General features: G+C 62.7%; 25 protein-coding genes. 8 read left to right on the top strand and 17 right to left on the bottom strand.

The features are described 5' to 3' along the window. Positions 1-46 precede the first annotated feature (46 nt). The 5 genes from OX460_RS06415 (at position 47) to OX460_RS06435 (ending at position 4,751) form a co-directional block, all read left to right on the top strand. A complete protein-coding gene (locus OX460_RS06415; RefSeq protein WP_289898103.1) occupies positions 47-1,063 on the top strand; it encodes an aldo/keto reductase in 1,017 nt (338 codons plus the stop codon). A gap of 16 nt (positions 1,064-1,079) precedes the next feature. Next, a complete protein-coding gene (locus OX460_RS06420; RefSeq protein ID WP_099664170.1) occupies positions 1,080-1,496 on the top strand; it encodes an SRPBCC family protein in 417 nt (138 codons plus the stop codon). 294 nt (positions 1,497-1,790) lie between these two features. Continuing rightward, on the top strand, positions 1,791-3,008 hold the full coding sequence (locus OX460_RS06425) for an MFS transporter (RefSeq protein WP_083299622.1): 1,218 nt from the start codon (positions 1,791-1,793) through the stop codon (positions 3,006-3,008). A 166-nt stretch (positions 3,009-3,174) separates the two neighbouring features. Then, the gene (locus OX460_RS06430) at positions 3,175-3,915 is read left to right on the top strand and encodes a HipA family kinase (RefSeq protein ID WP_289898104.1); all 741 of its coding nucleotides are present in this window, start codon (positions 3,175-3,177) and stop codon (positions 3,913-3,915) included. Further along, positions 3,912-4,751, top strand: a complete 840-nt coding sequence (locus OX460_RS06435; RefSeq protein WP_289898105.1) for a DUF3037 domain-containing protein — start codon at positions 3,912-3,914, stop codon at positions 4,749-4,751. The genes OX460_RS06430 and OX460_RS06435 overlap by 4 nt, the downstream gene beginning before the upstream one ends. Before the next feature lie 113 nt (positions 4,752-4,864). Here the strand turns inward: OX460_RS06435 and OX460_RS06440 are convergent, their stop codons facing one another. The 6 genes from OX460_RS06440 to OX460_RS06465 form a co-directional block, all read right to left on the bottom strand. Beyond that, on the bottom strand, positions 4,865-5,563 hold the full coding sequence (locus tag OX460_RS06440) for an amino acid racemase (RefSeq protein WP_289898106.1): 699 nt from the start codon (positions 5,561-5,563) through the stop codon (positions 4,865-4,867). Positions 5,564-5,630: 67 nt separating this feature from the next. Further along, positions 5,631-6,035: a hypothetical protein gene (locus tag OX460_RS06445; protein ID WP_289898107.1), complete on the bottom strand. Its 405-nt coding sequence runs from the start codon at positions 6,033-6,035 to the stop codon at positions 5,631-5,633. Positions 6,036-6,055: 20 nt separating this feature from the next. Continuing rightward, positions 6,056-6,577 carry a hypothetical protein gene (locus tag OX460_RS06450; RefSeq protein ID WP_289898108.1) on the bottom strand — a complete coding sequence of 174 codons (522 nt, stop codon included), beginning with the start codon at positions 6,575-6,577 and terminating at the stop codon, positions 6,056-6,058. 360 nt (positions 6,578-6,937) lie between these two features. Beyond that, positions 6,938-7,291 carry a hypothetical protein gene (locus OX460_RS06455; RefSeq protein ID WP_251348942.1) on the bottom strand — a complete coding sequence of 118 codons (354 nt, stop codon included), beginning with the start codon at positions 7,289-7,291 and terminating at the stop codon, positions 6,938-6,940. Positions 7,292-7,815: 524 nt separating this feature from the next. Further along, positions 7,816-9,351: an ATP-binding protein gene (locus OX460_RS06460; RefSeq protein WP_289898109.1), complete on the bottom strand. Its 1,536-nt coding sequence runs from the start codon at positions 9,349-9,351 to the stop codon at positions 7,816-7,818. A gap of 11 nt (positions 9,352-9,362) precedes the next feature. Next, a complete protein-coding gene (locus OX460_RS06465) occupies positions 9,363-10,193 on the bottom strand; it encodes an alpha/beta hydrolase (RefSeq protein ID WP_289898110.1) in 831 nt (276 codons plus the stop codon). A 238-nt stretch (positions 10,194-10,431) separates the two neighbouring features. Between OX460_RS06465 and OX460_RS06470 the strand changes: the two genes are divergently transcribed. Together OX460_RS06470 and OX460_RS06475 are read left to right on the top strand one after the other, a co-directional pair. Beyond that, a complete protein-coding gene (locus OX460_RS06470) occupies positions 10,432-11,691 on the top strand; it encodes a PepSY-associated TM helix domain-containing protein (RefSeq protein ID WP_289898111.1) in 1,260 nt (419 codons plus the stop codon). Between the two features lie 322 nt (positions 11,692-12,013). Next, positions 12,014-14,317: a TonB-dependent receptor gene (locus OX460_RS06475; RefSeq protein ID WP_289898112.1), complete on the top strand. Its 2,304-nt coding sequence runs from the start codon at positions 12,014-12,016 to the stop codon at positions 14,315-14,317. Here OX460_RS06475 and mdcH read toward each other — a convergent pair. The 9 genes from mdcH to mdcA are packed head-to-tail and all read right to left on the bottom strand — an operon-like array spanning position 14,314 to position 21,624. After that, positions 14,314-15,252, bottom strand: a complete 939-nt coding sequence (mdcH, locus tag OX460_RS06480; RefSeq protein WP_289898113.1) for a malonate decarboxylase subunit epsilon — start codon at positions 15,250-15,252, stop codon at positions 14,314-14,316. The genes OX460_RS06475 and mdcH overlap by 4 nt on opposite strands. Beyond that, positions 15,249-15,866, bottom strand: coding sequence for a malonate decarboxylase holo-ACP synthase (locus tag OX460_RS06485; protein ID WP_289898114.1), 618 nt, complete (start codon positions 15,864-15,866; stop codon positions 15,249-15,251). The genes mdcH and OX460_RS06485 overlap by 4 nt, the downstream gene beginning before the upstream one ends. Then, entirely contained in the window at positions 15,866-16,630 is a 765-nt protein-coding gene (gene madM, locus OX460_RS06490) for a malonate transporter subunit MadM (RefSeq protein WP_289898115.1), read from the bottom strand. Before madM ends, OX460_RS06485 begins: the two co-directional genes overlap by 1 nt. Continuing rightward, positions 16,623-17,051, bottom strand: coding sequence for a malonate transporter subunit MadL (madL, locus tag OX460_RS06495; RefSeq protein ID WP_070288196.1), 429 nt, complete (start codon positions 17,049-17,051; stop codon positions 16,623-16,625). The genes madM and madL overlap by 8 nt, the downstream gene beginning before the upstream one ends. A 54-nt stretch (positions 17,052-17,105) precedes the next feature. Next, entirely contained in the window at positions 17,106-17,918 is an 813-nt protein-coding gene (gene mdcE, locus OX460_RS06500) for a biotin-independent malonate decarboxylase subunit gamma (protein ID WP_289898116.1), read from the bottom strand. After that, a complete protein-coding gene (locus tag OX460_RS06505; protein ID WP_289898117.1) occupies positions 17,915-18,769 on the bottom strand; it encodes a biotin-independent malonate decarboxylase subunit beta in 855 nt (284 codons plus the stop codon). The genes mdcE and OX460_RS06505 overlap by 4 nt, the downstream gene beginning before the upstream one ends. Next, positions 18,766-19,074: a malonate decarboxylase subunit delta gene (locus OX460_RS06510; protein ID WP_289898118.1), complete on the bottom strand. Its 309-nt coding sequence runs from the start codon at positions 19,072-19,074 to the stop codon at positions 18,766-18,768. The genes OX460_RS06505 and OX460_RS06510 overlap by 4 nt, the downstream gene beginning before the upstream one ends. Beyond that, positions 19,061-19,942, bottom strand: coding sequence for a triphosphoribosyl-dephospho-CoA synthase (locus OX460_RS06515; RefSeq protein WP_289898419.1), 882 nt, complete (start codon positions 19,940-19,942; stop codon positions 19,061-19,063). Before OX460_RS06515 ends, OX460_RS06510 begins: the two co-directional genes overlap by 14 nt. A gap of 8 nt (positions 19,943-19,950) precedes the next feature. Further along, positions 19,951-21,624, bottom strand: coding sequence for a malonate decarboxylase subunit alpha (gene mdcA / locus OX460_RS06520; RefSeq protein ID WP_289898119.1), 1,674 nt, complete (start codon positions 21,622-21,624; stop codon positions 19,951-19,953). Between the two features lie 119 nt (positions 21,625-21,743). Here mdcA and OX460_RS06525 point away from each other — a divergent pair, with 119 nt between their 5' ends. Then, the gene (locus tag OX460_RS06525) at positions 21,744-22,667 is read left to right on the top strand and encodes a LysR family transcriptional regulator (RefSeq protein ID WP_289898120.1); all 924 of its coding nucleotides are present in this window, start codon (positions 21,744-21,746) and stop codon (positions 22,665-22,667) included. Between the two features lie 103 nt (positions 22,668-22,770). Here the strand turns inward: OX460_RS06525 and OX460_RS06530 are convergent, their stop codons facing one another. After that, complete coding sequence (locus tag OX460_RS06530; RefSeq protein WP_289898121.1) at positions 22,771-23,130, bottom strand: hypothetical protein; 360 nt, start codon at positions 23,128-23,130, stop codon at positions 22,771-22,773. 159 nt (positions 23,131-23,289) lie between these two features. Then, entirely contained in the window at positions 23,290-25,119 is a 1,830-nt protein-coding gene (locus OX460_RS06535; RefSeq protein ID WP_289898122.1) for a glycoside hydrolase family 15 protein, read from the bottom strand. Positions 25,120-25,122 lie beyond the last annotated feature (3 nt).

A 25,122-nucleotide genomic window follows, 5' to 3' on the forward strand; every position in this document is an offset into this window, starting at 1 on the left:
TCCAGCTATTCTGTCTGCACTGACTCACTCATTGAAGGAAAACAGCATGACAATCAAACACTTACTGACAGGCAAACTGGGTTTCGGCACGGCGCCGCTGGGCAATATGTTCCGCAACATTCCGGAACAGGAAGCGCTGGCGACCGTCGATGCGGCCTGGGAATCGGGCATCCGCTACTTCGACACGGCCCCGTTCTACGGCGCCGGCCTGGCCGAGCTGCGCCTGGGCGCCGCCCTGAAGCAGCGCCGCCGCGACGATTACGTGCTGAGCACCAAGGTCGGCCGGCTGATCCTCGACGAACTGGAAGACCCCGCCGCCCGCGAACTGGGCGAAAAAGGGGGATTGTTCGAATTTGGCCGCAAGAACAAGATCGTCGATGACTACTCGGCCGACGCCACCCTGCGTTCGATCGAAGACAGTTTGAAACGCCTGGATACGGACCGCCTCGATATCGTCTGGGTGCACGACATCGCCCAGGATTTCCACGGCGACAACTGGCTGGCGCAATTCGAGATTGCCCGCACGGGCGCCTTCCGCGTGCTGACCCGCTTGCGCGAAGAAGGCGTCATCAAGGCCTGGGGCGTGGGCGTGAACAAGGTGGAACCGCTGGAACTGACCCTGGACCTGGCCGAAGCCCAGCCGGACGCCTTCTTGCTGGCCGGCCGCTACACCCTGCTCGACCATGAACGTGCGCTGCAGCGCCTGATGCCGGCCGCGGCAAAACAGAACGTCGACATCGTCGTGGGCGGCCCCTACAGTTCAGGCATCCTGGCCGGCGGCGCCCACTTCGAATACCAGAAGGCTTCGCCCGAAATCATTGCCAAAGTAGAACGCATCAAGGCGATTGCCGCGCGCCACGGCGTCAGCGTCAAGGCTGCCGCCCTGCAATTTTCCTTGGCCAATCCGGCCGTGGCTGCCGTGATTCCCGGCGCCAGCCGTCCGGAACGCCTGGCCGAAGACCAGCAAGCGTTACACGCCGTCATCCCCGCCGCCTTCTGGCACGACATGCGCGCCGAACAACTCGTGTCGCCATTCGCCCCGCTGCCAACCGGCGCCAACTGATAGATAAGGAAAGCATATGGCACACACCACCACCTCGATCGACATCGCCGCCACGCCGGCGCAAGTATGGCAACTGATCGGCGGCTTCAATGCCCTGCCCGACTGGCTGCCCTATATTCCCAGCAGCACCTTGAGCGCAGGGGGCCGCATCCGCCACCTGGCCAACCCGGCCGGCGACGTCATCGTCGAGCAGCTGGAAGCGTACGACAACACGGCGCGCAGCTACAGCTATTCCATCCTGCAGGCGCCGTTTCCCGCCGCCGATTACCTGTCGACCCTGAAAGTGGAACCACTTGCCGGCAGCGATGGCGCGCGGGTCACCTGGTCGGGCCGCTTCACGCCCGTGGGCGTGAGCGAGCAGGAAGTGACGGACCTGTTCCACGGCATTTATGTGGCGGGACTGGAAGCGCTGCAGCAATCGTTAGCGAAGTAATACGCAAGGAAGACCATTTCCGCCACAGCCAGGCTTTCTTCGCTCTCCCTGTGGCGGAATCGCGCCAATTCCGTGTTATCGTTAACAACAAGAGCAAACGCTGTTGTGTGCAGTGCAGCAGATTTTAGCCGGCGCCCTGCAGAGCTTGCCCGAATCTCTTACAATGTTGTCTTTGGGCAGCTCTTCTAGCCCGGAAATACCGGCCATCCGTCGACTCTGGTGGCGCATTGCCACCTCCGGCTGGGCCACTGCGCGCCCCTCCGCCCTGTCATTCTTTACCCAACTAACAAGAACATGCACGCCTCCGTAGATCCCCTGATTCCGCGCGTCACCGCGCCTTTTGGCGCTGGATACGCCGACCTGGCCCTGGCCATCGGCGGCCTCGCCATCGGCACGGGCGAGTTCGCCTCCATGAGCATCCTGCCCGTGGTGGCCGACGACCTGGGCACGACCTTGCCGCAGATGAGCCACATGATCAGCGCCTACGCGCTGGGCGTGGTCATCGGCGCGCCCCTGATCACCATCTTCCTGGCGCGCATGCCGCGCCGCCTGATGCTGATCTGTCTGATGCTGATGTTCGCTGGCGGCAACTTGCTCAGCGCCATCGCCCCAAATTATGGCTTGCTGGTGGTGGCCCGCTTCGTGGCCGGCATCCCGCACGGCGCCTACTTTGGCGTGGCGGCGCTGGTGGCGGCCGCGCTGGCCGAACCGGACCGGCGCGGCCAGGCCGTGGCCCGCGTCCTGATGGGCTTGACCGTGGCGAATATCTTCGGCGTGCCGCTGGCAACCTACATCGGCCAGACCCTGGGCTGGCGCTCGGCCTTCCTGCTGGTCGCCGCGCTGGGCTTATTGACCATGCTGATGGTGCGCATCTTCGTGCCCATGGTGGCCGCCGGCGATTCCAGCCCGCGCCGCGAACTGGGCGTGTTCCGCCGCCTGCAAGTGTGGCTGACCCTGCTGATGGTGGCGATCGGCTTCGGCGGCATGTTCGCCGTCTACACGTTTATTACGCCAACCCTGCTGGAAGTGACGAAAGTGTCGCCGCTCGTCATTTCCATCTTGCTGGCCATCATCGGTATCGGCATGACGGTGGGTAATCTGATCGGCGGCTGGCTGGCCGACCGCTCGCGCCTGTGGACCATCTTCGGCGTGCTGCTGTGGAACGTGGCCGCGCTGGCCGCCTTTACTTATACCAGCAGCAATGTCTGGTTGACGGCGATCAACCTGTTCGCCATCGGCGCCGGCATCGCCGTCGCCCCGGCAGTACAGACGCGCTTGATGGACGTGGCCGGCGACGCGCAAACCGTGGCCGCCGCCCTCAACCATTCCGCCTTCAACATCGCCAACGCCCTGGGCGCCTGGGCCGGCGGCATCGCCATCGCCATGGGCATGGGTTTGCGCTCGACGGGCTGGGTGGGCGCCATGCTGGCCTGCGGCGGCATCGTCGTGCTCGGTATTTCCGTGCTGGTGGAAAACCGCAGCCGGAATGTGAGCGGCGCGCAGCCGGCTTGATGCTTGCGCATTGGTAGGATAATTTTCTCAGGATAGTTATCATTTCCTATATCATGAATAAAGATCGGATCTCGCAATTCCTGCGCATCCGATTTCTTTACATGATGAATGTGCAAGCCATGAACAAAGCAATCATCGCCAGATACACATCTGAAAGCTGTCCTCTGTGAATACCGCGACCATCTTCATTGACGAGGTTCTCGGGCGAGCGCAGCAAGGCATAACCGAGCCTTTTATTTGCCGAGGCGACGATGGAGCGATTTACTTTATCAAAGGCAAAGGGGCTGGTCGGCGTAGCCAGATTTGTGAGTGGGTCTCGGCGCAACTGGCCACCGAATTTGGCCTTCCCATCGCGGAATATGCATTGGCCGAAGTGGCTGAGGAACTCATCGAGGCAAATGCATTTCCAGATATCAGTCAACTCGGTAGCGGGATAGTCTTTGCATCGAAGGAGCTTCCACATCCACAAGAGCTGACAGCGATCACACGAGACCTTGTGCCGGATCAACTGGCAAGCGATGTGTTGGTTTTCGACTGGTGGTTGCATAACGAAGATCGTCATTTAACCGCACGTGGCGGCAATCCTAACTTGCTTTGGGACATGCAGAGTTCAGAGTTGGTCGTGATCGACCATAACCAAGCCTTTGATCGATACTTTGATTCGAGCAACTTCCTGAAAACGCATGTGTTTGCGAGCAGGTGGAATGACATTTTTAGCGACCATTTTCAACGCGAACACTACGCAAGGAAACTGGAGGCAATTTTGCCAAAATTGGCGAATATCCGTGCTAACATACCCGACTCTTGGTGGTATGTTGACGAGGGAGTCCCAGCAAATGTGACATGGGATGAAATCGAAGCATGCCTGCAACGGTGCCGCCGAGAAGATTTTTGGAATACCCCATGAAAAAGTTCGCCTGCCAATATGCTCTTTTGCGATTTCGCCCGTTTGTCGAAACCGGAGAGTTCGCCAACGTCGGTATTGCGCTGATCGCACCCGAAGCGCGCTTCTTTGGCTTCCGCATACTGAAGCGGTATGGCCGTATCACGCAATTCTTTCATCAGCTTGACCGTCAAATTTATCTGGATGGCCGCCAACTCTTTAAAGAAGAGATGGATCGCTTCGCTCTCGAGCTTCGTCGGCTGGCACTAGATGGACGAAAAACACAGCCAGATATAGTGCTCGCAAGAAATCTGTTTGCTGAAGTGGTACGCCCACGAGAAGCGATGCTGCAGTTTGCCGATCAACGAGTCGTCTTGGCGGAGGATCCAAAGGCCAAACTTCTGCAGCTCTTTGATCATTATGTCGAACGCAACTTTGTAACCAAGGAATACCAAGAGCGTTTATTGGAAAACAATGTTCGCAAACTCCTCCTCAATGCGCAAATCGGAGCGCGATATCAACGTGAAAAGGTTGGTACGGAAGACTTCGCCGTAAACTTTCCCTTTGTCGACATGGTTGAAGGCAAAGCTGAGCGAGTGATCAAACCGCTGTACCTTGCCCAAGGCGACAGCACCAAGATCCTTACGCATGGTGGTCAATGGGTTGACAAAGTCCGGCGCCTACGCAAACGCAATGCACTACCACCAAAGGTCTTGTTCCCCGTCACTCAACCGGCAGCCAACACCAAGCCTTACCATGCATTCCAAGAGATTCGGCAAGATTTGCTGGCTGAAAATGTACAGGTCGTGGCCGCAGACGATGAACGTCAAATACTCAAGTTCGCGACTGACAGAAGCTGACTTTAGCGCCTGATCATAATAGTGGCGATCTTGAAAGTGGCCGTACCGCTCAAAATGTCCGTGAATGACCCAGATCGCTACCCATATCGCGCAGAGGACGTTGACAGGTATCGCTACTCCGCAATGGCAAACGCCACCGCCGCCTCGCAATGAATGGCCGTGGTATTAAATAGCGGCAAGTCCACATCGCCCAGCTGGATCAGCAGCGGTATCTCCGTACATCCCAAAATCACGCCCTGCACGCCTTGCCGCCGCAGTTTTTCGATGATGGCGAGGAAAATTTTCCGGCTGGCGTCGGTAAAGATATTCTGCACCAGTTCCGTATAGATCAGGTCGTGCAGGATGTCCTGGTCGGCCGCATCGGGTGTCACCGTGGCAATGCCGCGCTGCTCCAGCGCATCGTGATAAAAGCGGCCCGCCATCGTCTGCTTGACGCCAAGCAAACCCACCTTGCGTATGCCCGACTGCTGCACCCGCTTTGCCGTTTCCTCGACGATACTGATAAAAGGCAAGCCGATGCGCGGCACGACGGCCGGCGCGAAACGGTGCGCGCCATTCGCGCACAGCAGGAAGAAGTCCGCGCCCATGTCTCGCAGGCGCTGCCCTTCCCCGACAAGGAATTGCTCAATGGCATGGGAATCGGGCTGTGCTGCGTGCGCGACGAAATCGGCCTGGTCCATGCTGACCAGCATGATGCGCGCGCTGTGCGCTGGCCCGATGCGCGCCACCAGCATTTCATTGAGAAGCCGGTAGTACTCGAGGGTCGAAGCCCAGCCGATGCCGCCGAGTAAACCGATAGTCTTGTTTTGCACATTATTCCCAGCGAAAAGAATTGCGAAAATTATACGATAGCGGCCGCCCGCCACGCGCATGCCGACCTTAGGCGTCGATCCACGCAAACAGCGCCTTGTCCGGCGTGGCGGATTGATGCCAGGTCGATTGCAACTCCATCAGAAATCCGGCCAGATCGAAGGGATTGACATCCAGCCCGGCCCATGGCGCCGTCTGCGCCCATGCCACCGCGATATCGGCCAAGTCGTCGGCCGTCAGCCGCTCGATAGCCTGCCCCATGGCATGCGCAAACACGTAAAGCTCACGCCCCGGGATAGACACGGGCCTGATGGCAGGCGCTGCCGAGTGGGTCAGCAATTGCCCCAGCGACGCAAAATCCAGTTCGCCGGGCAAGGCAATGCCCGTGACGGGAAAGGAGTCGAAGGCATCCTGCCAGCTGGCACATGCGCGCATCTCGGCGTCGGAACAGACAAAAATATCGATTTTTTTCATATTGCAGCCATTTGGCACAATCAAACGCCTGCCGCATCATGTTGGCTGGATGCCTCGCGGCTGTATTCGCGCTCGAACGCGGCCAGGCTATCCGCCTGCGCCCACAGGCTGGCGATATAGCGGAATTCATCCTCGAATGGCTGCTCGAAATCGGCTACATCCGTCGCATACTCGCAATTGCGGCTCAGCATGACCAGCCAGTCGGGATAATCGAGCGCCGGGTACAGGCGGGTAAAGATGGCGTCGAGCGACGCCGCGCTTTCCCGGCCCGCCAGGTAGGCGGCGCGCAGTTCGACGATGTATTTGCCGGCCAGGAATTGTTCACCGAGGCGCTGCGTTCCCCGGTAGCGCGCGATGATCATCTCGGCCAGCGGCAGCACCTCGTCGCGGCCCCGGGCGCTGGCCAGCAGCACGACTTCCAGGTCGTCGCCTTCCTGGTCGAGGCGCAAACGCTCCACAGCCCAGTCCACGCAGCGGTCCGCCCGGCCATCGCCATGGCGCAGCTGAAAGCATTCCAGCTCAAGTTCCGTCAATTGTTCCATTGTTATTTTTCCCGTGCGCATAAATGGACGTCAATGCACATAATGATTCAACTCCGGCCCGGCCAATTGCCATAAACGGCGAACGGTGCCCGGCACGCAGAACGAAGAGTATGGCTGGCATATTATACGACGGACAGTGGAAAGCCCGTGCCGGATAATGAGCGGGAGGAATGGGAACGCTTCGATAGAAAAGAGAGGGAGGAGCGATTAATTACACTGCCGCATAGCGGGGAATTTATTCGGGACAGGAAAAAAACGATTCACAAAAATGGAAAATCCAGGTTTATCTGGAAAGTATTCATTTAAAGAAACATCAAAACAGGCCATGCACGCGGCATGCCGAACATGGCCCTTGCCCGATTATTGCGGATTCGACGCCACGATGAATGGATCGAAGGTCAGCAGAGTATTGCCCGCCAACAACAAGGTTATCGTATATTGCACATTGCTGCCTTTGGCATTGACGCGGCCACCCCATACGGTGCTGTCATATTGCGGGTAAGGCGCCGGATTGATCATGCCGCTGGTGATGGCGGTGCCATCGAAGTTGTGGATGGAAACTTGTTCGGCCGGGTCCAGCGAGCTCACGTTCCAGACGATGGTGTCGCCGTTCTTGCACGTTGTCACCAGTTCATTGCCGCCTTCGTTGCCATTGCCCGAGTAGCCGGTCGTATCGACCATGAAGACGTACTTGCTCAGATTTTTTTGTGCCACTGCCTGACCAACATTGACCGCTACCAGTACATTAATTGTTGCCATGATTTTACCCCTATTTGGAATGGAATTAAACATTACAACTATCCTTTGTGCGATGAAATAATGAAGACCCATTCAGGTTTCCGGCAGCGCTCGCGGCGTAATCGGATTCCATCACTGGTGCATAAAAATACGCGAAATGTATCAATTAAAAATACACAAAATATATCAATAAATCACCAAATCTATCGATAAGATAATACGCCTGATGACCAATGATGTTTTTTGACCCTCATTACCGCAACCACGAAGTGAGGATATTTCGTTTATTTTCGCAAGTCAAATTATTTTTAATAATATTTAGAATCTATCCATTAATAACATTTAATTTTTAAATGAAATTTCTTTTATTTATAACATTGAAATTCCGTGTTTGATTTACCGCAAACAATAGAGGTATATCAACGGAAACAGATAATGAAAAGAAAGAAAACAGGGGATGTGATGGGCGCCGCAGGCGGGCAGGATGGCGCTACGGCAACTCAGCTCGTTTGCAGCATCTTCTGCAGCACCGCATCGAGCTCATAAAAATCCACGGGCTTGGTCAGATGTAAATCAAAGCCCGCGTCGGATGCCATCTGGCGGTCCTTGTCCTGACCCCAGCCCGTGACGGCCACGAGGATGGCGTCCTTGCCGCAGGGCTGGCTGCGCAACAGTCGCGCCACGTCGTAGCCATTCATGTGCGGCAAGCCGATGTCGAGCAAGATCACTTGCGGCATGAAAACTTGTGCCGCTGCCATGCCGGCCGCGCCGTCGTAGGCCGTGCGCACGTCATAGCCGAGGATGTCGAGCGCCAGCGCCAGGCTTTCGGCCGCGTCGGCGCTGTCGTCGATCACCAGCACCTTGCCTTCGCGCGTGCCTGCCAGCAAGCGGCGGTTGGGTTCGGGCGGCGCCTGCAAGGGTACGGCGGGCAGCGGCAGGCGCAAGGCGAAGGTGCTGCCCTGCCCCACGCCATCGCTGTGCGCGCTGATGCTGCCGCCATGCAACTCGGCCAGGCCGCGCACGAGAGACAGGCCGATGCCCAGGCCGCCCTGGGCCCGCGACAGGGCCGGTTCCAGCTGCGAAAACAGGTCGAACACCGTGCCCAGGTGCTCGGGCGCAATGCCGATGCCCGAATCGCGCACGCTGATGTGCACGTCGTTGTCCGTGCATGCCACTTCCAGCCCGATGACGCCGTTGGCGGGCGTGTACTTGATGGCGTTCGTCAGCAGGTTGGCGATCATCTGTCCCAGGCGCGTGGCGTCGGCGTCGAGCCAGATGGCTTGCGGCCATTGCTCCACGAGCACCTTGTGGCCGGATTGCACGGCCAGCTCCGCCACGCTGTGCAGGGCCGCCTCCACCACGGGCGCCAGTTCCACGCTGGCGCGGCGCAGTTCCAAACGCCCCTGCGTGATGCGCGACACTTCCATCAAATCGTCGACCAGGTGCGTCATGTGCCCCACTTGCCGGCCCAGCACGTCGCGGGCCCAGCGCAGCTGCGGGTCGTCCAGTTGCGCCAGGCGCAACACTTCCAGCACATTGCGCATGGGCGCCAGCGGATTGCGCAACTCGTGCGCCAGGGTCGCCAGGAATTCGTCTTTGCGCCGGTCGGCGGCGGCCAGCTGTTCGTTGAGCTCGCCAGCTTCCTTGCGCGCCAGTTGCAGCTGCTGTTCATACTTGCGCCGGTCGCTGGCGACAAAGACGGCGATCTCGTCATAACGCACGCCATCATGTTCGCGGCGCACGGCATTGAACAGCATGGGGATGGACTGCCCCTGGCGCTGGCGCATGTCGAGCAGGATTTCCGACACGCTGCCCTGCACCTGCATCAGCGGCAGCCAATGCGTCTGGTGGAATACGCGCCCGCCGATGGTCAGCAAGTCCTGCAGTTTCTTTTTCCCGAGCAACTCCCCGGCGCCATAGCCGAGCCAGCCGCAAAAGGTGGCGTTCGCCTGCACGATGGTGCCGTCGGCCGTGCACAGCAGCAAGCCGCAGGCTGCGTGCTGGAACAGGGTAGCGGCGTCAGGCAAGGAAGGCATCGTGTCGCGCATTACAGGTGTTGGCCATCGAGAAAGTGGCGGATGGCGCGGTAGCTGGCGTCGGGCACGCTCATGTGCGGACAATGGCCCACATTTTCGAGCACGTGCAGGCTGCTGTGCGGCAACATTTCACGCAAGTACACACCCACGCAAGGTGGCGCGATGAAGTCGTCGCTGCATTGCACGATCAGGGCCGGCGTGCTGTTTTGCGGCAAGACGGCGCGGTGGTCGGACAAGAACGTGGCTTGCGCAAAATGCCGGGCGATGACGGGGTCGGTGCGGCAAAAGCTGTTCGCCAGGTCTTGCCCCAGCGCCGGCTGCCCTGGCGCGCCCATGATGGCAGGCGCCATGCCGGCGGACCAGCCCAGGTAATTGCTGTCCATGGCATCGAGCAAGTCGTCGATATCGGCACGGCTGAAGCCGCCCCGATAGCCGGCCGCCGGATCGTCGACATAGCACGGCGACGGCGCCAGCATGACTTGCGCGGCGAACAGCTCCGGCTCGGCGATGCTGGCCAGCAAGGCGCTCATGGCGCTGACGGAATGGCCGATGCAAATCACGGGAGCGCCGCCGACGGCATGGATGACCTGGCGCAAATCGGCGCCATGCGCGTCGAGCCGCGCGTAACTATCGAAATCATAGGCACTGAGGTCGGAAGCGCCGCTGCCGACCAGGTCGAACAGCACGGTGCGGTAGCGCGCACGAAACAGCGGCTCCAGGTAACGCCACATGGTTTGGTCGCAGCCAAAGCCATGCATGAACACCATGGTGGCAGCCGCGCCCGCCTGCGGCGCACCGTTGCATTCGCGAATGCGGACATTGTTCCGGTCTTCTATGCGCATGCCGCCTCAGCCTTGAATATTTCCATGTGGAATGTAAATTAACTTCTTGCTAGCATCTTAGCATGCGCCATTTGACCCTGGGCAACACCATTGGCGCTGGACAAACGCCACGCCACGGCGGATAATGAGAACGATTCCCATTATCAAAATAGCAGGCGTGTGCCTGGCTTTTCCCTGTGCGCCCCCGTGGCGCCTGCTGGCGGCAACAAGCCGGTTTTATGTTAAAGGTTTGTACCGCATGCGCGCTTTCTGGACTGTCATACACCGCTGGGCCGGCCTGACCATCGCCCTCTTTCTCATCGTCGCGGGCCTCACGGGCGCCGTCACGTCGTGGGACCACGAGCTGGACGAATGGCTCAACGCCGACATCATGGACACGCCGGGCCGCGGTCCCCTGCAGCCGCCGTTTGTGCTGGCGCAAAAAGTCGCCGCCGCCGACCCGCGCGTGGAAGTCAATTACATGACCCTGGGCCTGGAAGAAGGCCATGCGGCCGCCTTCATGGTGCGCCCATTGACGGACCCGGCCACAAACAAGCCGTTCGTGCTCGACTACAACACCGTCTACATCGACCCCGTCACGGCGCAGATCACGGGCACGCGCGATTCGACGGCCATTTCCCTGTCGCGCCGCAGCCTGATGCCGTTCCTGCGCCACCTGCATTACAGCTTGCACGTGCCCGCCTTCTGGGGTACGGACCGCTGGGGTTACTGGCTGATGGGCACGGTAGCCCTGGTGTGGCTGCTCGACAGCATGGTGGCGTTTTATCTGACCACGCCGCGCCGCTTGCGCCCGCGCGCGCAGGACGAGGCACCGCGCCACCGCGACGCCGCCAGCTGGTGGCAGCGCTGGAAACCGTCGTGGGTGCTGCGCTGGGCGGCCGGCGGCTACAAGCTCAATTTCGATCTGCACCGCGCGGGCGGGCTGTGGGTGTGGCCCGTCATCATCGTCGTCGCGTTTACCTCGTTCTCGCTGAACCTGTACCGCGAAGTGTTTTATCCCGTCATGTCGCTCGTTTCCACCACCACGCCGGGACCGTACGAAACGCAGACGCCGGCGCCCTACGGCACGTATATCACGCCCGCGATCGGCTTCGAGCAGGCCGTGGAGATTGCCAAAAAGCAAGCCGCGCAGCGCGGCATCACGGCGCCCATCGGCGGCATTTATTATGGCGGCAATTATTCGTTCTACAACGTCTCCTTCTTCGACCCGGCCGACGAATTCGGCGCGGCCGGCATGGGCCTGTCGAACCTGTATGTCGACGGCATGGACGGCAGCATCATCGGCCAGCACAAGCCGTGGGAAGGCACGGCCGCCGACGTCTTCGTGCAACTGCAATTCCCCCTGCACTCGGGCCGCATCCTCGGCTTGCCGGGACGCATACTGATGTCCTGCATGGGCCTGATGGTGGCCATGCTGTCGGTGACGGGCATCGTCATCTGGGAAAGAAAACGGCGCGCGCGCCGGCTGCAGGCGAAAAAGCCAGCGAACTTCACCTGAAGCAGCGACTCCATCACGGCGCAGGCGGACCAATGCAGTCTGCGCCGCACACCTTGCCAGCGGCCTGATCACGCGCAACGCGCAAGGCCAGCACACCTCCCCCCTTTCCAACCCAGTAGCCGGCACATGCCGGCTGCCTGCGCTGCGCTGCTTCCGTGCGCCAGTCCGCCGATGCCATCAAATGCAGTTTACTTGCAATAGCATTTGGCGCAAGCTATTATTGCAACTCAATTGCATTTACACCTTCACGCCGGGCCTGCGTCCAGCACCACCTTCCGCCTTTTTAGAAAGTCCTATGCGCCATCACGTATTCGCAGCTGCCATGCTGTCCACTGCCCCGCTCGCTTACGCGGCGGACGACGTCACCCTGCAAACCATCAAGGTCCGGGCTGACCGGCCTTCCAGCATCGACAGCGTCGTCCTCGTCGAGAATACGCAAGCCCAGAACCGGACCCTGGGCGGCATGCTCGAACATGTCTCGGGCGTGCAAAGCAGCGCCTTCGGGCCGAATGCGGGCGCGCCGGTGATCCGCAGCCTGAGCGGCAGCCGCGTGCAGATCCTCGAAGACGGCCAGTCCATCCTCGGCATGAATGCGCTCAGCGGCGACATCAACATCCCCTTCGACCCGCTGTTTGCGCGCAGCGTGACGGTGAACAAATCGTCCGATAGCGTGCGTTTCGGCGGCAATGCCATCGGCGGCAGCGTCGACGTCGATTCCGGCCTCATTTCCAGGAAGATGGAAACCAAAGAAAAGGATGTGGAACTGGTCCTGCGCAAGGGCTTCAATGATGCCGACGCGCAAGGCCTGCGCGCAAACTTCAACGATGGCAAGCACTTCTCGACGAATCTGCAACTGTCCTTCCAGAAGATCGGGCATTACGATATTCCCGGCAACAGCAAGGCCGGCGTGTGCAACAGCCAGCTGTTCCCTGCAACCGGCGGTGTCAACACCTTCCTGGCCGACAGTTGCCAGAAGGAAGCGCGCATCCAGCAAATCTACAACAAGGCGTCGCAACCGTTTATCGACCAGTTCATGAAGGAAAATCCGGACTGGGCGGACGGTGATTTTTCCTTCTACACCAATAATCCCACCTCCGTCTGGCAACGCAAGACCTACGTCAACCCGGCCAATCCCGCCTACGTACCGGGTACGCCAGCGATGACCCAGAACAAGATCAACAAGGACGTCACCCCCGACTACCACGGCACCTTGGGCAACAGCCATGCCAGCAATGCCCACTTTGCCGTCGGCACCACCTACTTTTTCGACCAGGGCTACGTGGCCGTCAGCCTCGACTCCAAGGAAAGCGAGTATGGCGTGCCGGGCTTTTCCATGGAAAACAAGTCGTTCGGGGCGAATTATGACGAGGGGTTGCCCGTCGGCGTCGTAATCAAGCAGGATAAATATGCGCTGGAAGCCCGGCTGTCCAGCCCCGTTGCGTATCTTGAAAGCGTGCAATTGCGCATGTCACGCCTGAACAATGCGTCGGGAGAGCGCCTGGGTTCCACCAAGGCGAACGATTACCAGTTCGACACGAATCAAGCCGAGCTTCTGCTGGCGCACCGGCGCGCAGGCCCCTTGAGCGGCATGCTGGGCTTGAGCCACAAGGCCAGGGATATCGCCGGCAGCGGGCCGCAGCTGTACCTTCCCGACGCGAGCACGGTCAGCCGCGCGCTGTTCCTCAAGGAAAGCCTCGATGTCGACTGGGCCACCTTCGACGCGGGCTTGCGCCATGAAAAAGTCGAGCACGATATCCGCAAGAGCGGCTTCAAGACGTCGAGGAATGCGGGCAACTCGACACTCGAGGACAGGTCGTTCAGCCTGAACAGCTATAGCCTGGGCGCCTCGGCCAAGCTGGGCCAGCTGTTCGGCGCGAAGCTGCGCTATTCATCGTCGGAAAGAGCGCCCGACGTCAATGAATTGTATGCAAGCAACCGCCACTATTCGATCATGACCCAGGAAGAAGGCAACCAGAACCTGAAGGCCGAGCGCGCGAAGAATACGGAGCTCACCGCCCTGTTCGCCAACCGCGGCTTCCAGCTGTCGGCCACCGGTTACGTCATGAAGTACGAGAACTACCTCTACCTTGGCCACTCGGGCGCCCAGATGGCCAATCGCCTGCCCTTGAAGTACTGGAAGCAGACGGATACGACGGTGAGGGGATTCGAAATCGACGCCTCCCAGGTCGTGCAGCTTGGCGGCTACGGCAAGCTGAACCTCTCCGCATTCGCCGACCTCGTCAAGAACAAGGCGGACAATCCGGACAAGCTGCGCGCGCACAACGACGGCGCCTACCTGCCCAATATGCCCACCAACCGCTATGGCGCGAATGTGCTGTGGGAAAACAAGGGGTGGAAGGCCAGGCTGTCCGGCACCCGCTACGACAAGCAAAAGTACCTGGGCAAGAGTGTCAGCGAGGAAGTGCCGCTCGACGGCTACACCATGGTGAACTTCCAGCTGAGCCGCGCCCTGCAGGTAGCCAATTCGCCGTTTGCAGGCATCGAGGTGTTTATCAGCGGCAGCAACCTGCTCGATGCGGATGCCAGGCCGCACAATTCCCCACTGAAATACATCGCGCCCTTGCCGGGCCGTGGCTTTCAAGTTGGCTTGAGCGCCAGGCTTTAAGGCACGCTGCCGTTTCGCTCCCGCCGCACCAGCGCCAGCACGCTGTCGCCCCGGTTGCCGTCGCAGCAGGCGGCCACGCCGTCCGTGAAATCGGGCGCCGTCAGCCGCGTCAGGACGCTGCCCGGCGGCATTTCCAGCGCCAGCCGGGCGCCCCGCTCCCACGCCAGGCGTACGGTACTGGTCCACTGCACGCGCTGCGCCATGTTGGCGGCCAGGCTGTCGCGGATGCGGGCCGGGTCGAACAGCGCGCGCGCCGCGCTGCTGCTCAGGTAGACGAGCGAGGGACGGCGCACGGCCACGCCCTCGAAGGCGGCGGCCATGTCGAGCGCCGCGCCTTCCAGCAGCGGGCAATGCGACGGCACGCTGATGGCCAGGCGCTTGGCCTTGCTGGCGCCCTGCGCCAGGGCCAGCGCCATCACGGCTTGCAAGGCGGGCTCGCTGCCGGCAATGGCGATCTGGCGCGGCGCATTCAGGTTGGCGACATACACGGGGTTCGCGGCGCCATGCACCTGGGCCAGCAACGATTCGAGTTGCGCCAGATCAAGTCCGATGATGGCCGCCATGCCGTAGCCGGCCGGATACGCCCGTTCCATCAACTCTCCGCGCCGCGCCACGAGGCGCACGGCATCCGCATAATCGAGCGCGCCGGCCACCACGGCCGCCGCATACTCGCCGATGGAAAAGCCGGCCACCATGTCGGGCAGCGCGCCGCGCGCCGCCAGCGAACGCGCCATCGCCACGCCTGCGATCAGCAAGCACAGTTGCACGGCCCGCGTCGAGGCCAGCGCTTCAGCCGTGTCCAGCGCCAGGGAATCTTGGCCCAGCACGTCAGCCGCTTCGGCCAGGGCCGCCGCCACGGCCACATCGTCGGGCAGCGCATGCAGCATGCCGGGATATTGGGCGCCCTGGCCCGGAAAGGTAAACAACACGCTCATGTACGCTCCCAGGGCGTCGCCGTCAGCACGGGACCGTGGTCCGTTTTCAGCAAGACCCTGCCCCGGCCCGCCGCCCATTCCGCATACGCAAAGCCGCCATGGCCCGTGTCGATTTGCAGATCCAGCCGGCACGCCGTGACCGTGGCGGCGATGGCGCGCAGGGCGTCGGCTTGCGCGGCGTCCGGCGGCGCGGCGATGCGCAGCACGAGATCGAGGTCGCTGTCGGCGCGCAGCACGGGCAAGCCGCTGGCCAGGGCGAAGCCCACGCCGCCCGTCGGGCCCCAGGCCCAGTCCGTGGCATCGAGCAGCGGCGCCACCAGCCGCAGCGCATCGAGCGCAGTACAGTCAAAACCGGACGGCGGAGTGTGCGCCAGTTGCGCCAGCATTTCCGGCGTCACGCGGCGCAGCACGGCGGAAGACTCCACTTCGCACGCATGCCGTTCGCTGCGCAGCCGGCCGCGCAAGCCCACGGGGATGCGTCCGGGCGCCGTGCTGGCGCGCCGCACCACCAGCGGCGCCGCCTGCAGCCAGGCCGCGTCGGCCCAGGCGGGCAAGCATGCGTCGTCCGGCAAGCCGGACGCCCACAGCAAGTCATGCGCGCGCCAGGCGTCCATCAAGCCACCACCGCCTTGACGGCGAAGAACAGCAGCGATGGCCCCAGCAAGCAGCCCAGGCCCGTATGAAACGTGGCCACCAGCGCGCCATACGGCACCAGCTTGCGGTCGGTGGCGGCCAGGCCGGCCGACACGCCGCTGACGGTGCCGGCCAGGCCGCCGAAGACCATCGCCGAACGGGGCGTTTTCAGGCGCAAAAAGCGCGCAGCGGCGGGCGTGCCCACCATCACCAGGATGGCCTTGATGAGGCCTGCCGCGATACTGAGCGCCATGACGTCCGAGCTGGCGCCGATGGCCGCGCCCGTGACGGGGCCGACGATGTACGTGACGGCGCCGGCGCCGATGGTGGTCATGCTGACGGCGTCTGAATAGCCAAACGCATAGGCCACGCCGGCGCCGACGAGGAACGGCAGCACCACGCCCAGCAGCAGCGCCACGACGCCGATCAGGCCCGCCTTGCGCGCTTCCGTCGCCTGCACCTCGAAGGCCGTGGCGACGATGGCGAAGTCGCGCAGCATGGCGCCGCCCATCAGGCCGATGCCGCCGAACAGCGACAAATCGGCCAGGCCCTTGTGGCCGCCGCTATGCACGCCACCCCAGTACGCGAGGCCCAAGCCGATCACGATGGCGATGGCCGAGCCGTGCACGCGGCCCAGGGTCAGGTATTTCGACAGCGTCACCGAGACAAGCATGATCAGGCCGACGAAGGCGAAGGCCGTCACCAGGCCATTGTGGATGGCGGCTTTTTCAAAGAGTTCAAGCATGACGGTGCTCCTTCATCAACATCGAGTCGGCTTGCACGCGGTCGGCTTCAGCGGCAGCGATGGCAGCGGGGCTTTCCGACCGGTTAATCAACGAAATCACGGCGCCGCACACGAGCACGGAACCGATGGCGGCCAGCACGGCCACCGGCCCGCCGCGCAGCGCCGCGACCACGTCCTGCTGCGCCGCCATGGCCACCACCACGGGAATATACATGGCGCCCCAGTATTCGACGCCCCGTTCCGTCATCTGCGGCAGCCACGCGCGGCGCTGCATGTAGAGCCGGGCGCAGATCAAGAGCAGCATGGCGATGCCCACGCCGCCCACGTTGGTCTTGACGCCCATCAGCTGCCCGAGCAGGTCGCCCAGGAAGATGCCGAGCAAATGGCACAGTGCCAGCAATGCGGTTCCGTAAATGATCATGATTGTCTCCGTTATAGGAATAGGAATGACTTGATGTCTTCTCTGTTGTTGCACCTACCACTGCTGCCCCAGCACCTCCCTGACTCTTGCCGATGCCTGGCGGTGCGGCGCGCCCAGGCGGCTGGCCAGTCCCCGTTCCGGATCGGCGCGGATATCGGCCAGCGCCGCCTGCAGGCTGGCACACACCTGCGCCAGATCAAGCTCCGACGGCGCGTCCGGCTGCGCCACCCGCAAGGTTTGCCACAGCAGGCCCAGGGTGGCGTAGTTCCTGACGTCGTAGGCCATCGGCGCAATGGTGGCGGCCAGCGCTTCGAGCGCTTCCACGGTGCGCAGGGTGATGCGCGCGGCCGACGCCTTGCCCATGGCATGCACCATCACTTGCGGATCGTCGAGCGCGATCAGCCGGTTGGCCTGGTAGCCGTGGGCGAGAAAGGCGCCCGACATGGCCTTGCCGACGATCAGGCCGATCACGGGATGGCCCGCCAGGCGCGCCTCGGCATACGCGCCGGCAGCGCCGGCCAGCGCCTGGTGGATGCCGTACGCCTCTTCGCGCCGGCCGTAGGCCTGGCTGGCCACGTCGATGACGGCGACGATGGGCCGTTTCACGGCCAGGTCGCGGTCCTCGGCAAGCACCTGCTGCACGGCGCGCGCCAGCTGCCACGCCTCGGCCAGGCCGACCTCCCCCGTGCGGGCGCGCGTAAAACGGTTGCCGGGGTCGGGCAGCACGGCGAGGTAGCGCGCCGGCTCGCCCGCCAGCGGCGCGTCCACCACGCGCACGGAAGGCGGATAGCCGTCCAGCGGCGCAGCGGTATTCGTGAGTGCCGCCAGCCAGACGGCGCCGCGGCTCGTGTCGGTAATGGCGTTCATGCTGCTGCTCCTTTGCTGTAGATCAAACGTACGGCTTCCGGCGTGGCTTGCGGGCCCGCGTCGACTTGCGCCAGGCGGGCCAGGAAGACGTCGGCCTGGTCGCTGCGGTGCTGCGCCGGCACGCCGCGTGCGAACAATGCGGCCACGGTGGCGCGCATCTGCGCCGTGTCGTCTTCCACATAGGCGTCGGCCAAGCCGCTGTGGAAGCGCTGCTCGCCGCCCGTCAGGCTCCAGATGAACGGCTTGTTGCGCGAGTCGAATTCGCCCACACCCGCTTCCTGCTCGATCACGGCCGGGCCGTTGAGACCCAGGCGCGCTTCGCGCGTGACGACCAGATAACTGCACAGGCCCGCCGCGATCGACATGCCGCCGTAGCAGCCCACCGTGCCGGCCGTGATGCCGATGACTGGCTGGTAGCGGCGCAGGTCGACGATGGCGGCATGGATGTCGGCAATGGCAGCGAGGCCCAGGTTGGCTTCCTGCAGGCGCACGCCGCCCGTCTCGAACAGGATCACGGCCCGCGTCGGCACGCCATTGCGGTTGTCGCGCGCCGCCAGTTCCAGCGCGCCGGCGATCTTTGCGCCGCCCACTTCGCCCATGCTGCCGCCCTGGTAGACACCCTCGATGGCCAGCACCACGGCCGGCTGGCCGTCAAACAGGCCCTTGGCCACCACCACGCCGTCATCCGCCTGCGCCGTGACGCCTTGTTTCGGCAGCCAGGGCGAAGCGATGCCGCAGAACGGATCGAGCAGTTCGCGCATGCTGCCATCATCCAGCAAGGCCCTGGCCCGGCTGCGCGCGCCCCGTTCGATGAAGCTGTCGCGCTCCAGCAATTCCTTCAATGTACTCATGCCGCCCTCCCCGCTTGCAATTCTTCATAGGCTTGCTCGATGCGCATGCGCACCACGCCCGGCGTGGCGCCGCAATCGTTGATGACGATGCTCGCCGCCGGCAGCGGCTCACCGCCGAATACGCGCTGCAGGAGCGCATCCCACACGGCACCCTTGCCATCGACGGAGGTGTTCACGACGATGCGGGTCACGCCATCGTCGCCAGGCTGCAGCAGCACTTCCAGGTCGCCCGAACCGACGACGCCGGCCAGGGCCCGCCCTGCCGCCGGCCGTCCTGCCGGGAATGTATAGTCACGCGTTTCCATGCGCTTCTCCTTCAGTCAATCGATCGAGGAACAGGGTGGCCGCCAGCAAGTCCGCAGCGCCGCCCGGCGACACGCCGCGCTCCAGCGCCACCGCTTCGAGCGCCAGCAGCGCCTCGGTGCCGGCGGCAGTGGCAGCGCCGCCGGCGGCCAGCACCCGCGCCGCCCCCGATTGCAGTGCCAGCAAGGCCGCCTCGCCGCCGCGCGACAGCACGCAGGTGTCGTCCAGGCAGCTGAGAATGGCCAGCAAGGCGTTCAGGCGCGCCGTCGTCTCGCTGTCGCCGCGCGCCCGCGAGGCGTGCAAAGCGGGCAGCCCCGCACCCGTCACCAGGGGGAAACCGGCGCGGGCCTGGCCCCGCGCGCCATCGACCCGATACTGGCGGCACGCCAGCTCGCCCTTGTTGCCGGTGATGCCAGGCGCGCCACGGTCGCGCAAGCGGGCCAGCGCGCCGGCCCGTGCCGCCACGACGTGCGGCGCCAGCGACGCGCCGCGCGCGCCCTGCTGCGCCGCCGCCGTCACCAGCAGGCCCAGCGCCCAGATGGCGCCCCGGTGCGTGTTCACGCCGCCGGTGGCTGCCAGCATCAGCGCTTCGCCATCGCGGCCGATGGCGCCGATGCGCTGGCGCAGCTCGTCGTCATCGCCACTTTCCCAGCCTGCCTGCGCCATGGCGGCAAACACGGGCTCCAGCGCGCAGGCCGAGTGGCACATCAGGGCCCAGTTCAAGTCGGCGTGGGCGCCACGGCTGCGCAAATCGACCAGGCCCGGTTTCGGCGTCAGGGTCACTTCATCGAGCAGCGCCTGCAGCACCTGCCGCGCCAGCGCCGCAGGGCGTACCTGCACCGGCACTGTCGTCGTCATTGTGGTCATCATTGTCATCATTACCAGCTCCTGAATTTGGCGGGTGGTTGATACAGTCCGTCGGACCATTCGACCAGGTCGGCGATGCTTTTCGCGGCCAGCAGCGAGCGGCTGGCGGCGCCGCGCTGCACGCCGATATCCTCGGGCAGCGCGATCAAGCCGTCGGCGCGCAGTTTCGCCGTCGTCTTCGGGTCGTGGCGCAAGCCGATGGGCGTCACGCCGGCCACCGCCGCCAGCATGGCCTTGCGTTCGTCGAGCGAGCGGGCCTTGTACAGGTAGGCGATGCCCTCTTCCGTCAGCACGTGGGTGACGTCGTCGCCATAGATCATCACGGGCGCCAGCGGCATGCCGCTGGCCTGGCCCACGGCCACGGCGTCGAGCGATTCGACGATGGTCGGCTGGCCGCCGTCCTGGAACGTTTCGACCATCTGCACCACCAGCTTCTTGCCGCGCGCGAGAGGGTCGTCCGTCTCGATCAGGTCCAGCCAGGCGGGCGTCGGGTGGCGCCGGCCATGCGGATCGTGGCCCATATTGGGTGCGCCGCCGAAACCGGCCAGGCGGCCATTCGTCACGGTGGACGAATTGCCCAGGCCATCCATCTGCAGGGTGGCGCCGATGAACAGGTCGACCGCGTACTGGCCGGCCAGCTGGCACAGGGCGCGGTTCGAACGCATGGAACCGTCGCGGCCCGTAAAGAACACGTCGGGCCGGGCGGCCGCATAGCCTTCCATGCCCAGCTCCGCGCCGAAGCAGTGCACGCTCTCGACCCAGCCCGTCTCGATGGCGGGAATCAGGGTCGGATGGGGGTTGAGCACCCAGTTGCGGCAAATCTTGCCCTTCAAGCCCAGCTGCTCGCCGTAGGTGGGCAAGATCAGTTCGATGGCGGCCGTATTGAAGCCGATGCCGTGATTGAGCGACTGCACCTGGTGTTTTTCATACACGCCGCGGATCGCCATCATGGCCATCAGCACGTGCACGGGCTTGATCACGCGCGGGTCGCGGGTAAACAAGGGTTCGATGAAGAACGGCTTGTCGGACTGCACCACGAAATCGATCCACGAGCCGGGCACGTCGACCCGCGGCAAGTCGCTGACATCGTCGACGATCTGGTTCACCTGGGCGATGACGATGCCGTCGCGGAAGGCGGCAGATTCCACCAGGGTGGGCGTGTCTTCCGTGCTGGGGCCCGTGTACAGATTGCCCTGGCGGTCGGCCATGTAGCCGGCCACCATGACGACGTTGGGCGTCAGGTCGACGAACAGGCGCGCATACAGCTCGATATACGTGTGGATGGCGCCCACTTCCATCAAGCCATCCTGCAGGAACTGGGCGATGCGCAGGCTTTGCGTGCCGGCAAACGAGAAGTCGAGCTTGCGGGCGATGCCCCGCTCGAACAAGTCCAGGTGCTCGGGCAGGCTGACGCTGGGCATGATCAGGTGCAGATGGTGGATCTTGTCGGGATTGACCTGGGTCAGCATGCGGGCGAGGAAATCGGCCTGCTTCTGGTTATTGCCTTCGAGGACGACGCGGTCGCCCGGCGCAAGCAGCGCTTCGAGCACGGCGACCATGTCGCCCTGTTGCAGCACGGGGCCGCTCGCGTACTGGCGCACGGCTTCCAGGCGGCGGCGCTTCTCGGTGCGCCGCGTATCCCATTGTTTTTGCCGCTGCGCTGGCGCTGCTGTGGCGGTTGACATCATGCCTCCGGAATGAGCTATCGAACCCCGACGATAGAACGAAAGCGTCACCGCGACAATCAACCTGCTACCATGTTCATTACCCTGAAGTTAATGAACTCACGATAATCACGGTGATCATGGCCATCAACGAAGAAATTACCCTGAAAAAGCTGGAAGTTTTTCTCAGCTTTATGGAATTGAACAACCTGGCGCGGGTGGCCGATGCGCTGGGCCAGAGCACCGTCAGCGTGCACCGCGCCCTGCATTCGCTGGAAGACGGCTTGCGCTGCCCCCTGTTCAAGCGCGAGGGCCGCAGCCTGATCCCCCTGCATGCGGCCTACACCTTTGCCGAATCGGCGCGGCGCGCGCTGGCCGAGTGCGAGGAAGGCGTGCGCAAGGTGCGCGAAATGTCGGGCATCAATCCCGTGCGCCTGAAGATCGGCTCGCTGTATTCATTGACCCTGCACTGCATCCCGCAACTGGTGATCGCCCTGAAGCTGCGCCGGCCGGGCCTGGACATCGACCTGACCCTGGGGTCGAACCGCGAACTGCTGCAAAGCCTGGCCGATGGCAGGCTGGACGCCATCATCGTCGGCGTGCAGGAAGACGAACACCATGCGGGTCTGGTGGCAGTGCCCCTGTTCCAGGACGACATCTTCCTGGCCGCGCCGCTGGCCTCGCCCTATGCGGGGGCCGCTTCCGTGGACTTGCAGCAGCTGCGCGACGACAAATTCGTCACGCTCAACGAGGGATTCGTCACCTCGCAAAGCTTCAACCACGCATTCGAGCTGGCGGGATTTGTGCCCGACACGGCCATGCGCGTGGGCGACATCTTCTCGCTGATCAACCTGGTGAGCGGCGGCATCGGCTACAGCCTGCTGCCCGGCAGAGTCCGCGCCTTCAGCTCGCGCATCGAACTGCTGCCCCTGGACGCCCGCTACGGCTCGCACCAGCAAATCACCCTGCTGATGCTGAGCAGCCGCGAGCGCGACCCGAATCTGCTGGCGCTGGCGGCGGAGTGCAGGTTGTATGGGCGTGGCGAGCGCGCAACTGATAGCTGAAATGGAGTCGCACGTCAAAACAGTGGCACAGGAGCGCCGCGCTGCGATGCTGGGGCGCATGGAAAACGAGGCCACTTGCAATCTTCAACTGGGCAGTATCAGCTCAAGTTGGAAATTCTCCGTGCATATAGGTTTTCCAGAGATTGTCGATAAAGTCGATCTCGACTTTATCGTGACATGCCTGCGCAATCAAGCCCATGTCGTCCGACACATATCCAGCAAGGTCGGAATTTTCAGTGACTTGATACACTTTCTTGAATGCGATCTCCCTGATCTCCCTCACCAGCGCGCCTTCGGGTGGACAAGATGAGCTCACTTTTTCGTAGCTGGCACACCATGCACCATCAAACTCAAAAGAGTCCCTGGCGCACAATGCAGCATCCCAGTCAGTATCTTTCTGAAAAATAGTCTCAAAAAAAATACTCTTATTTATTGTCGCTAAAATTTCGCTTACGGTCGTCATCTCGATATTTCGTATTCATCTGTGTGGATGCCATTCGGCGTTTCGTGAGCCTGCGCGCCAACGATTGTTATGACCTGACGCCAAAACGCCCGCAAGCAGGTCAACACGCCCATTATAGGGACTGGCATGGACTGCTCACGGAACTGGAGCACAGTACAATCAAATCGCGCTATCCCAAGGCGCCGACAACCTCACCGCGCAGTTGATGAGACCCACCATCGAGTAGGTCTGCGGGAAATTGCCCCACATTTCCCCCGTCACGGGATGCGTATCTTCCGACAGCAAACCCAGGTGGTTGCGCGCCAGCAGCATGGTCTCGAAAATCTTGCGCGCTTCGTCTTTCCTGCCGATGCGCGCCAGGGCGTCGATGCGCCAGAAGGTGCAGATGTTGAAGGCCGTTTCCGGTTTGCCGAAGTCGTCGGGCGCTTCGTAGCGGCGCATGTAGGGGCCGTCGCACAGGGAGGCTTCCAGCGCGTCGACGGTGGCGATGAAGCGGGGGTCCATGGGGTCGATGAAGTTGACTTCCGCCATCAAGAGCACGGACGCGTCCAGGTCGCGTCCGCCCAGGCTTTCCGCGAAGGCCTGGCGCTCTTCGCTCCACGCTTCGCGCAGCAGGCGTTCACGGATCAGCACGGCGCGGCTGTTCCAGTGGTCGGCGCGGTCCGGCAAGCCCAGCTTGTGCGCGACCTTGGCCAGGCGGTCGCAGGCGGCCCAGCTCATCAGCATGGACGAAGTGTGCACCCTCGCCCGCGTGCGCAGTTCCCACATGCCCGCGTCCGGCTCCGCGTGCAGGCGGAACGCCTGGTCGCCCACGGCTTCCAGTGCGGCAAACTCGGCTTTTCCCGCCCGGTGGAACAGGCGGTGGTCGAGGAAGGCCTGCGCCGCGCCTAATACAATGTTGCCGTAGACATCGTGCTGGAAGTGTTCCTGCGCCTGGTTACCGACGCGCACGGGGCCGTTGCCCCTGTAGCCGGGCAAGTGGTCGAGCATGGATTCGGGCAACTGTTCTTCCAGACCGATGCCGTACAGGGGCTGGATGTGGCCGCCCTTCGAGCGGGCGACGATATTCGTCAGCCAGCGCAGGTATTCCTCCATGGTGCCCACTTCCGACAGGCTGTTCAATGCGCGCACGACAAAGAAGGCGTCGCGCAGCCAGCAATAGCGGTAATCCCAGTTGCGGCTGCTGCCCGGCGCTTCGGGAATACTGGTGGTCATGGCGGCGATGATGGCGCCCGTGTCTTCATATAAAGACAGTTTCAAGGTGATGGCGGCGCGGATCACCACGTCCTGCCATTCCAGCGGCACGGCCAGGCGGCGCGTGTAGGTGCGCCAATAGTTGATGGTTTCCTTTTCGAAAATGCGCGCCGTTTCGTCGATGCCGCCGGCCAGGGTTTCATCGGGACCGAGAAGGAAGTTGGCCGTGCCGCCCAGCACGAAATACGTTTCACTCAGCACATAGTTGAGCGACACATCGGTGTTCAGGCGCAAGGTCTGCTCCGGCCCCACGTAGCGGATGTGGTGGCTGCCCTGCGTGATCTGCGGCGCCAGTTTGCCCCAGTCGTAGCGGGGGCGCAGGCGCACCCGGATGCGCACGGCGTGGTCGAGCGGACGCACGCGGCGTATCAGCATCAGCGGGCGGAACATGCGGTCGCGGCTGAGGAATCGGGGCGCGAAATCCGTGATTTCCACGCCGCGCCCCTGCGTATCGTACAGCCGCGTGCGCAGCACGGCCGTATTCGGCTCGTAGACTTGTTCGCTGCGCGCGAAGTTTTCGATGTCGATGGCCCACACGCTGCCGTTTTCAGTGTCGTCCAGCAAGCGGTTGAAGACGGGATCGCCGTCGAAACGGGGCAGGCACGACCAGACGACCTGCCCCGCCTGGTCGATCAGGGCGCTGAAGGCGCAATTGCCCACCACGCCGCAGTTGAGGGACGCTGGGGCGGGCGCCCCGCCGGGGGTGTCATCAGCTTGTTCATGGGATATGGTCATCGG

The organism is Janthinobacterium sp. SUN033, from assembly GCF_030397595.1.
Lineage (GTDB): Bacteria > Pseudomonadota > Gammaproteobacteria > Burkholderiales > Burkholderiaceae_D > Janthinobacterium > Janthinobacterium kumbetense.

Coding starts and splice junctions, on each gene's coding strand:
- OX460_RS06415 (WP_289898103.1), top strand. CDS start 47: ATGACAATCAAACACTTACTGACAGGCAAACTGGGTTTCGGCACGGCG.
- OX460_RS06420 (WP_099664170.1), top strand. CDS start 1,080: ATGGCACACACCACCACCTCGATCGACATCGCCGCCACGCCGGCGCAA.
- OX460_RS06425 (WP_083299622.1), top strand. CDS start 1,791: ATGCACGCCTCCGTAGATCCCCTGATTCCGCGCGTCACCGCGCCTTTT.
- OX460_RS06435 (WP_289898105.1), top strand. CDS start 3,912: ATGAAAAAGTTCGCCTGCCAATATGCTCTTTTGCGATTTCGCCCGTTT.
- OX460_RS06445 (WP_289898107.1), bottom strand. CDS start 6,035: ATGAAAAAAATCGATATTTTTGTCTGTTCCGACGCCGAGATGCGCGCA.
- OX460_RS06450 (WP_289898108.1), bottom strand. CDS start 6,577: ATGGAACAATTGACGGAACTTGAGCTGGAATGCTTTCAGCTGCGCCAT.
- OX460_RS06460 (WP_289898109.1), bottom strand. CDS start 9,351: ATGCCTTCCTTGCCTGACGCCGCTACCCTGTTCCAGCACGCAGCCTGC.
- OX460_RS06465 (WP_289898110.1), bottom strand. CDS start 10,193: ATGCGCATAGAAGACCGGAACAATGTCCGCATTCGCGAATGCAACGGT.
- OX460_RS06470 (WP_289898111.1), top strand. CDS start 10,432: ATGCGCGCTTTCTGGACTGTCATACACCGCTGGGCCGGCCTGACCATC.
- OX460_RS06475 (WP_289898112.1), top strand. CDS start 12,014: ATGCTGTCCACTGCCCCGCTCGCTTACGCGGCGGACGACGTCACCCTG.
- mdcH (WP_289898113.1), bottom strand. CDS start 15,252: ATGAGCGTGTTGTTTACCTTTCCGGGCCAGGGCGCCCAATATCCCGGC.
- OX460_RS06485 (WP_289898114.1), bottom strand. CDS start 15,866: ATGGACGCCTGGCGCGCGCATGACTTGCTGTGGGCGTCCGGCTTGCCG.
- madM (WP_289898115.1), bottom strand. CDS start 16,630: ATGCTTGAACTCTTTGAAAAAGCCGCCATCCACAATGGCCTGGTGACG.
- madL (WP_070288196.1), bottom strand. CDS start 17,051: ATGATCATTTACGGAACCGCATTGCTGGCACTGTGCCATTTGCTCGGC.
- mdcE (WP_289898116.1), bottom strand. CDS start 17,918: ATGAACGCCATTACCGACACGAGCCGCGGCGCCGTCTGGCTGGCGGCA.
- OX460_RS06505 (WP_289898117.1), bottom strand. CDS start 18,769: ATGAGTACATTGAAGGAATTGCTGGAGCGCGACAGCTTCATCGAACGG.
- OX460_RS06510 (WP_289898118.1), bottom strand. CDS start 19,074: ATGGAAACGCGTGACTATACATTCCCGGCAGGACGGCCGGCGGCAGGG.
- OX460_RS06515 (WP_289898419.1), bottom strand. CDS start 19,942: ATGATGACCACAATGACGACGACAGTGCCGGTGCAGGTACGCCCTGCG.
- mdcA (WP_289898119.1), bottom strand. CDS start 21,624: ATGTCAACCGCCACAGCAGCGCCAGCGCAGCGGCAAAAACAATGGGAT.
- OX460_RS06525 (WP_289898120.1), top strand. CDS start 21,744: ATGGCCATCAACGAAGAAATTACCCTGAAAAAGCTGGAAGTTTTTCTC.
- OX460_RS06530 (WP_289898121.1), bottom strand. CDS start 23,130: ATGACGACCGTAAGCGAAATTTTAGCGACAATAAATAAGAGTATTTTT.
- OX460_RS06535 (WP_289898122.1), bottom strand. CDS start 25,119: ATGACCATATCCCATGAACAAGCTGATGACACCCCCGGCGGGGCGCCC.